Origin of the sequence: Flavobacterium sp. NLM (assembly GCF_002210235.1) — a bacterium.
GTDB lineage: Bacteria > Bacteroidota > Bacteroidia > Flavobacteriales > Flavobacteriaceae > Flavobacterium > Flavobacterium panici.
The window spans coordinates 54,866-62,823 of record NZ_LIAC01000022.1; the positions used below are offsets into that span (position 1 = coordinate 54,866).

Here is a 7,958-nt window from a genome sequence, read left to right on the forward strand (position 1 = left end):
AGATTGCAGATTTTAGATTTTTGATTGCTGATTGTCAATTTCGGATTTGGAATTTGTTTTTTTAAAATTTGGAATTTTAAATTTCTATAGTTCCTTTGAAAACAAATTTTGCTGGTCCTGTTAGAAAAACATTGGTGAAATGATCTCCTAATTTATCGAAAGAAACAACTAATTTTCCTCCTTCAACATTTAAGTTGATTGAAGTTTTGTCTGTTTGTCCAATTGCATTCATGGCAATTGCTACGGCTGTTGCTCCAGTTCCGCAGGCTAAAGTTTCGTCTTCCACTCCTCTTTCGTAAGTGCGAAGAGAGAAAGTATCATCATCTACTTTTTTTACAAAATTAACGTTGCTTCCTTTTTCTCCGTATAAATCTCCGTAACGAATAGCTGCTCCGTTTTCTTTTACATTATAATGTTCTAAATCGTCAACAATCTGCACGTGATGCGGAGATCCGGTATCTAAAAAAGTATAAGAGTCATTTTTTTGCACTTTATCAACATCGATCATCTGAAGCGAAACAATTGCATCATTTCCTACTGATGCATGGTGTAAACCATCTGTGGCAATAAAAGTAGTTTTATCGTCGATAACTCCTAACTGATTTGCAAAAGCTACCAGACAACGGCCGCCATTTCCGCACATTGAACTTTGGTTTCCATCTGAATTATAGTAAACCATTCTAAAGTCAGTTTCAGAATCATTTTCTAACAGAATTAAGCCGTCAGCTCCAATTCCGAAACGTCTGTCGCACAAGCGTTCAATCAACTTTACATCTTCTTTTGGGAAGAAATTAGATCTGTTGTCGATCATTACAAAATCGTTGCCTGTACCTTGATATTTATAAAATTCTACTTGCATTTTTTATTCATTAAGAAATACAAAAGTACGAAGAATCTATGAAGATTAATTAATGAAATGTTAATCAATGTTAAAGAGAGTTAAACCATTTTTTCAAATAATTTTTTGGCATAATTTTACGTTATAAATGTTAAAAACAAATCCCTAAATAACTCAAAAACATAAATGTAATATGAAAAGATTTTCAACCTTATTTCTAGTTTCACTACTAAGCGGAGCTACTACGCTTGGTGCTTATAAGTTATTATTTGACGGCAGTGATTCTTTTTTTGGAAAAGGAAACTCTGTTGTTACCCTGGCTCCTAATTCATACGGAAGAACCGTTGGATTACCTGGTGAAGCAGTTGATTTTACTGAAGCTGCAGACAAAACGATTCACACGGTTGTTCACGTAAAAAATGTTTCGAGAAGAACAGTCAGTAATCCTATGATGGAATTTTTCTACGGTTATGGCGGACAGCAGCAACAAGAACAAGTAGGAACCGGATCTGGTGTTATTATTTCTGAAGATGGATATATCGTAACAAACAATCACGTTATTAAAGATGCATCTGAAATTGAAATTACCCTAAACAATAAAAAATCGTACAAAGCAAAATTAGTTGGTACAGATTCTAAAATGGACATCGCATTATTAAAAATTAGTGCTGATGAAAAATTACCTTATACTGCTTTTGCAAACTCTGATTCGGTAAAAATTGGAGAATGGGTTTTGGCAGTTGGTAATCCATACAATTTGACTTCGACAGTTACTGCTGGAATTGTTTCGGCGAAAGCCAGAAATTTAGACCAAAGCGGAATTCAATCTTTTATTCAAACTGATGCTGCAGTAAACCCAGGAAATTCTGGAGGTGCATTAGTAAATACAAGAGGTGAATTAATTGGAATCAATACTATGATTTCATCTATGACCGGATCGTATGTTGGATATTCTTTTGCAGTTCCATCAAATATCGCTCGAAAAATTATTGAAGATATTATGGAATACGGAAATGTTCAAAGAGGAATTTTGGGCGTTGAAGGCGGTGAATTAAACAGTACAGCTTCAAAAGAATTAGGAATTACTGAAACGCAAGGTTTCTACATTAATAAAGTTTCTAAAAATTCTGGTGCCGAAAAAGCAGGTCTTACTAAAGGTGATATTATTGTAAAACTGGACGAGCAAAACATTTCGACTTTTGCTGATCTTTCAGGTTACATCAATACAAAACGCCCAAATGACGTTGTAAAAGTAACTTATATTAAAGATGGAAAAACTAAAACTGTTCCGGTTACTTTAAGCAAAAACGAGTTTTTTAGCACTGAATTTAAAGGAATAGAATTAGAAAATATTGATGCTGCTGATAAAAAGAAATTCAAAATTGATTATGGTGTAAAAATCAAAAACATCACCAATGAGAATTTAATGCAGTATCAAAATGAATTACAGGGAAATATTATTTTGAGCATCGATAACGTAAAAGCAACAAATGTTGAAACTGTTTCTAAACTTTTAAATAAAAAAGACGAAGGACAAAGTGTACGCATCGAAATGATCAATAAAAATGGAGAAATATTTAGAATTATTATTTAGTCTCAGTTTACAGTCACAGTATTCAGTTCTTTGAAACTGTAAACTGAGACTGCGACTGAAAACTTTAAAAAAAGCCATCTTAAGAAATTAAGGTGGCTTTTTTATTTTGAAAAATAAATCCTAAAATAGTTTACGAAATCGATTGAAATAGATACTTTTGCGCAAAATTATAAAATAAGTGAGTGTTTTATTATTTCAATTTAATAAATTATGAGCAAAAATTCTTTGTACCAAAAAGAGGTATCATTACAAGTCGACCGAAGAAGAGCTGGTGTCGAATTAATTAAAGTGATAAGTGATTTATGGTATGACAAATCCATAGAAATGGTTTTATTCAAAAACCAATTATTGGATAAAAATGTCAGCGATATTATCAATCTTCATCAATATGCAGGTGAATTTGTGGGTAAACCTATCACCATTTTCGATTCGGTCGAAATCGCAAAAGTTGTTTTGTCTTTAGATCTTCCGCCTGCGAAAATAGATCTTGGAAAATTAACTTATGAATATCATTTAGAAGATGAGAAATATCCGGACGCAAGATATTTTGTAATTGAAAAATTGAAAAAATCAAAATCTTCACAAGAAATTCAGCCCAAAGATGTTGTTCTTTATGGTTTTGGCAGAATTGGACGTTTATTGGCCAGAGAATTAATGTCTAAAACCGGAAAAGGAAATCAATTGCGTTTAAGAGCGATTGTGACCAGAGATAAAAATGACGCTGTAACTTTAGAGAAACGTGCTTCTTTATTGCGTCATGATTCCATTCACGGAGATTTTCAGGGTTCTGTAATTGCAGATGCCAAAAACAATGCGCTAATAATTAATGGAACTACGGTTCATATTATTTCTGCAAATTCTCCTGAAGAAATTGATTATACTGAATATGAAATCAATGATGCTTTAGTAATTGATAATACTGGAGCATTTACAACCGAAGAAGCTTTAAAAAGACATTTAACATCAAATGGGGTTCATAAAGTTTTATTGACTGCTCCTGGAAAAGGTGTTCCAAATATTGTGCACGGGGTAAATCATAATGATTATAATCCGGATGAGAATAATATTTTCTCTGCTGCATCCTGCACAACAAATGCCATTACGCCAGTTTTAAAAGTTATTGAAGATACTTTGGGTGTTGTAAAAGGACATTTAGAAACTATTCATTCTTATACCAACGATCAGAATTTGGTTGATAATATGCATAGAAAATACCGTCGCGGAAGAGCTGCTGCTTTAAACATGGTTATTACTGAAACTGGTGCCGGAAATGCTGTTTCAAAAGCTTTACCGTCTTTAGAGGGAAAATTAACTTCAAATGCTATTCGGGTTCCTGTTCCTAATGGTTCTTTAGTTGTTTTAAATTTAGAAGTTAAAAAAGCAACGTCTATTACTGCTATCAATAAAATCATGAAAAAATATGCTCTTGAAGGAGAACTCGTAGAGCAAATTAAATATTCACTGAACAATGAATTGGTTTCATCTGATATCGTTGGAACTTCAGCTCCTTCCATTTATGACAGCAATGCAACTATTGTTTCAAAAGATGGAAAAAACATTGTGCTTTATATTTGGTACGATAATGAATACGGTTATAGTCATCAAGTTATTCGTATTGCAAAATATATTGCCAAGGTAAGACGTTATACTTATTATTAATTCAATCTAACTACTTACTTAAACCATCAAGTTTACTTGGTGGTTTTTGTTTTTTATTAAATAGGCAAAACGGTTGTACTCTTTACTTCTGATATCACAAATACGGTATTTATAAGCGAAACTTCTGGTAAAACAGATAATTTCTTTTGATGAAAATGATGATAACTTTCCATATCCGGAATTATAATTTTAAGCATATAATCGAAATTTCCTGAAACATAATTGCACTCTACAACTTCTGGTAAATTTAAAATTGATTGATTAAATCCTTCTGAAGTATCATAAGTCTGTTTGGTAAGCGTAACTTGACAGTAAACTGTTAAATTATTTCCGAGTTTTTTCTTGTCTAAAATCGTAACGTATTTTTCTATAATCCCATCTTTTTCAAGACGTTTCACTCGATCGTGAACCGGAGTCAAAGACAAATTTATTTTGTTTGCGATGTCTTTTAATGTATAGTGGGCATCTTCTTGTAAAAGACGTAGGATTTTTTTGTCAATTTCATCTAAAGCCATAACGAAAACGTTTTATTAGAGTAGTATTTTTTAGTTTTTTTTTCTTTTTGAAGAATAAATTATGGGTCAAAACAGAATAATTTTCTGTAAAAGTAAAAAATAAAATAATATTTTCTTATTTATTAATCAGTAAACCATAATTTATTCTCTCTCTGTAGCTTTGTAAAACAAATTCAATAAAAAACAAAAAAATATATCAAATGATAATAGGTGTTCCAAAAGAAATAAAAAATAATGAGAACAGAGTTGCTTTAACTCCTGCTGGTGTTTCTGAAATGAAAAAACATGGACATACAGTTTATGTACAAGCTACTGCTGGTTTAGGTAGTGGTTTTGCTGATGAAGAATATGCGCAGGCTGGTGCTGTAGTTTTACCAACTATTGAGGAAGTTTATGCAATTGCAGAAATGATCATTAAAGTAAAAGAACCAATTGCATCTGAATACCCATTAATCAAAAAAGATCAATTATTATTCACATATTTCCACTTTGCATCATCTGAGCCATTAACTCACGCTATGCTTGAAAAAGGTGCTGTTTGTTTAGCTTATGAAACTGTTGAAAAAACAGACCGCAGCTTACCATTATTAGTTCCAATGTCTGAAGTTGCAGGTCGTATGGCTATTCAACAAGGAGCAAAATACCTTGAAAAACCATTAAAAGGAAGAGGAATTCTTTTAGGTGGTGTCCCAGGTGTTCCACCAGCAAAAGTATTAGTTTTAGGTGGAGGAATTGTTGGAACTCAAGCAGCAAAAATGGCTGCTGGTTTAGGAGCACAGGTTACTATTATGGATTTAAGTTTGCCACGTTTACGTCAATTAGATGACATTATGCCAGCAAACGTTAATACAGAAATGTCTAATCATTATAATATTACAAGAGCAATTAAAGATGCTGACTTAATTGTTGGAGCAGTTTTAATTCCAGGGGCAAAAGCACCTCACTTAATTACACGTGATATGCTTAAATTAATGCGTCCGGGAACTGTTGTTGTTGACGTTGCAGTTGACCAAGGTGGATGTATCGAAACTTGTACTCCTACAACTCACGAAAATCCAACTTTTATTATTGACGATATCGTACACTATTGTGTTGCTAATATGCCAGGAGCTGTTCCTTATACATCTACTTTAGCTCTGACTAATGCTACTTTGCCTTATGCAGTACAATTAGCAAACAAAGGATGGGAAAAAGCTTGTGCAGAAAACGAAGAATTGAAAAAAGGTTTAAATATTGCTAACGGAAAAATCCTTTACAAAGGAGTTGCTGAAGCATGGAACCTTCCTTTTAATGAAGAATTAGTATTGGCAAACGCATAGTGCCAATATTATATAAGTGCTTACTAAGCAATAAAGTAAAAGGCTTTTCGTAATGAAAAGCCTTTTTTATACCATAAAAAACCTGACTTTCAAGACAGGTTTTCTTTTATATTTTATTTCTTTTCATCTAAAACTTCCTGCAATACTTTTGCTTCAGTTCCATTAGGGAAAGTAACTTTAATTTTTTGTGCAATTGTTGGCGCTATTTCTGTAATTGCTTTTTTATCGTAAGATTCTCCTTTTTTAATATGCCATCCATAAAAAATGGCTGGTACATGAGTATCATAACTGTATATTGTACCATGTGAAGTTCCGGTAGTTGCATATTCGATATCTCCAGGCTTGTCAACAATAACAAGATCTCCATTTTGAGTTACATCATAGCCTTTAGCCACAAAATTTAAAGAATAATCGTTTCCGGCATTTGCTAAAATTTCTTCTTCTGTATATACCTTTTTAACTTGTGGCTGAGAAATTAAAAACTCTTTAAAAACTTGTTTAACTTTTGTCAATTCTAAACCTTTTTCTTTTATAATTTGTTTATTGAAGAAAATATTGAAATTGGAATAATTTAAAATTAAATCAACACCGAAAGTTTGTGTTGAGAAGTCCTGCAAACTTTTCTTTACATCTTTTGAAGGATAATTGTCTACATTATATTTACGATCTTTTAAATAAATTACATTCTCAGCTCCTGCATGATCTGCAGTTAAGAAAAGTAAATAGTTTCCTTTTCCAACTGTTTTATCTAAATAAGCTAAGAAATCAGCAATCGTTTGATCTAATCTTAAATAAGTATCCTGAAGTTCCATAGATCTTGGCCCAAGTAAATGACCAACATAATCTGTAGAAGAAAAGCTAACCGTCAAAAAATCAGTAATATTATCTTTACCTAAGTTTTCTTTTTCGATTGCTCTTTTAGCAAAATCAGCAAGTAAATCGTTTCCATATGGAGTTGCACGAATTACTCCTGCGTCATTTTTCTCATACATTGATTTTAAATCATATGGAAAAACTGGAGCTGCACTTCCATATAATTTACCTTCATAAGGGTTATTGTCAGGAAGACTTTCATTGTATACAGAAGCTGGTTTGTATAAATCCCAACCTTTATTAATGTATTTGAGGTAATTTTTTTCGTTATTAAATTCTGACACCCATTCTGGTAATTTTTCTCCGTAAAAAGTACTAGAAATAAACGATCCCGTTTTACTGTACCAAAATGCCCAATTTGCAAAATGTCCAGCAGGAAGAATTGCACCACGGTCTTTAAGACTCATTCCGATAACTTTCCCATTAAAATTGGTAGCCATACGAACTTCGTCAGTAATTGTAGTACTTTGAAGATTTTTAGGGGACATTGCACCTTCTTCTACAGTACCGTCGCCAACAGTTTTTACACCAGCATCGTCTGTACAGTACATATCTTTACCAAGAGTTCTGCTAAACCATTCGTTACCAACAATTCCATGTGTAGCAGGTGTTGTCCCAGTATATATCGAAGCGTGTCCTGGCGCAGTGTAAGTTGGCATATAATTATAATGCATATTCTGGAAAACAAATCCATCATTCATTAATCTCTTAAAACCATTTGGGGAAAAATCATCTGAAAATCGATATAAATATTCCATTTTCATTTGATCAACTACTATACCTACAACTAATTTGGGACGTTGTTGTGCACTTAAGTTTGTGATAACAAAAAGTGTCAACAGTAAAATACTTTTCTTCATGTTTACTAAATAATTTAAACACAAAAATACTCAATCCTATTTAAAACTTCTAAAGTATAAATGATGAAGAACAAACAATTGACTATAATTTAACAGTTTAGTCTTCTAATAAAAGTCATTTTTAGAACAATATAAAACAAAAAATCCTCATCAAATACATGATGAGGATTCTTAAAAGAAAGGCGACGACATACTCTCCCACAATACTGCAGTACCATCTGCGCAGGCGGGCTTAACTACTCTGTTCGGGATGGGAAGAGGTGAGCCCCGCCGCAATAACCACCTTAAGGTTGTTAGTCT

The 7,958-nt window shown here is 32.6% G+C and carries 6 protein-coding genes and 1 rRNA gene; 3 read left to right on the plus strand and 4 right to left on the minus strand.

All coding sequences use genetic code 11. The features are described 5' to 3' along the window. Positions 1-76: 76 nt before the first annotated feature. The gene (dapF, locus tag APR43_RS22225) at positions 77-859 is read right to left on the minus strand and encodes a diaminopimelate epimerase (protein ID WP_053474070.1); all 783 of its coding nucleotides are present in this window, start codon (positions 857-859) and stop codon (positions 77-79) included. A 172-nt stretch (positions 860-1,031) separates the two neighbouring features. On the opposite strand from dapF, the gene APR43_RS22230 reads away from it, so the two are divergent. Both APR43_RS22230 and APR43_RS22235 read left to right on the plus strand, forming a co-directional pair. Further along, complete coding sequence (locus APR43_RS22230) at positions 1,032-2,432, plus strand: trypsin-like peptidase domain-containing protein (protein ID WP_053474071.1); 1,401 nt, start codon at positions 1,032-1,034, stop codon at positions 2,430-2,432. A gap of 210 nt (positions 2,433-2,642) precedes the next feature. After that, positions 2,643-4,091 (plus strand): glyceraldehyde-3-phosphate dehydrogenase, encoded by a 1,449-nt coding sequence (locus APR43_RS22235; protein ID WP_053474072.1) that lies wholly within the window; start codon positions 2,643-2,645, stop codon positions 4,089-4,091. A 56-nt stretch (positions 4,092-4,147) separates the two neighbouring features. Here the strand turns inward: APR43_RS22235 and APR43_RS22240 are convergent, their stop codons facing one another. Next, positions 4,148-4,606, minus strand: a complete 459-nt coding sequence (locus tag APR43_RS22240; RefSeq protein WP_053474073.1) for an Lrp/AsnC family transcriptional regulator — start codon at positions 4,604-4,606, stop codon at positions 4,148-4,150. Positions 4,607-4,806: 200 nt separating this feature from the next. On the opposite strand from APR43_RS22240, the gene ald reads away from it, so the two are divergent. Beyond that, on the plus strand, positions 4,807-5,925 hold the full coding sequence (gene ald, locus APR43_RS22245) for an alanine dehydrogenase (RefSeq protein WP_053474074.1): 1,119 nt from the start codon (positions 4,807-4,809) through the stop codon (positions 5,923-5,925). Positions 5,926-6,038: 113 nt separating this feature from the next. Here the strand turns inward: ald and pafA are convergent, their stop codons facing one another. Then, positions 6,039-7,658, minus strand: a complete 1,620-nt coding sequence (gene pafA, locus APR43_RS22250; protein ID WP_053474075.1) for an alkaline phosphatase PafA — start codon at positions 7,656-7,658, stop codon at positions 6,039-6,041. Between the two features lie 177 nt (positions 7,659-7,835). Further along, positions 7,836-7,945 (minus strand): 5S ribosomal RNA (rrf, locus tag APR43_RS22255). Positions 7,946-7,958 lie beyond the last annotated feature (13 nt).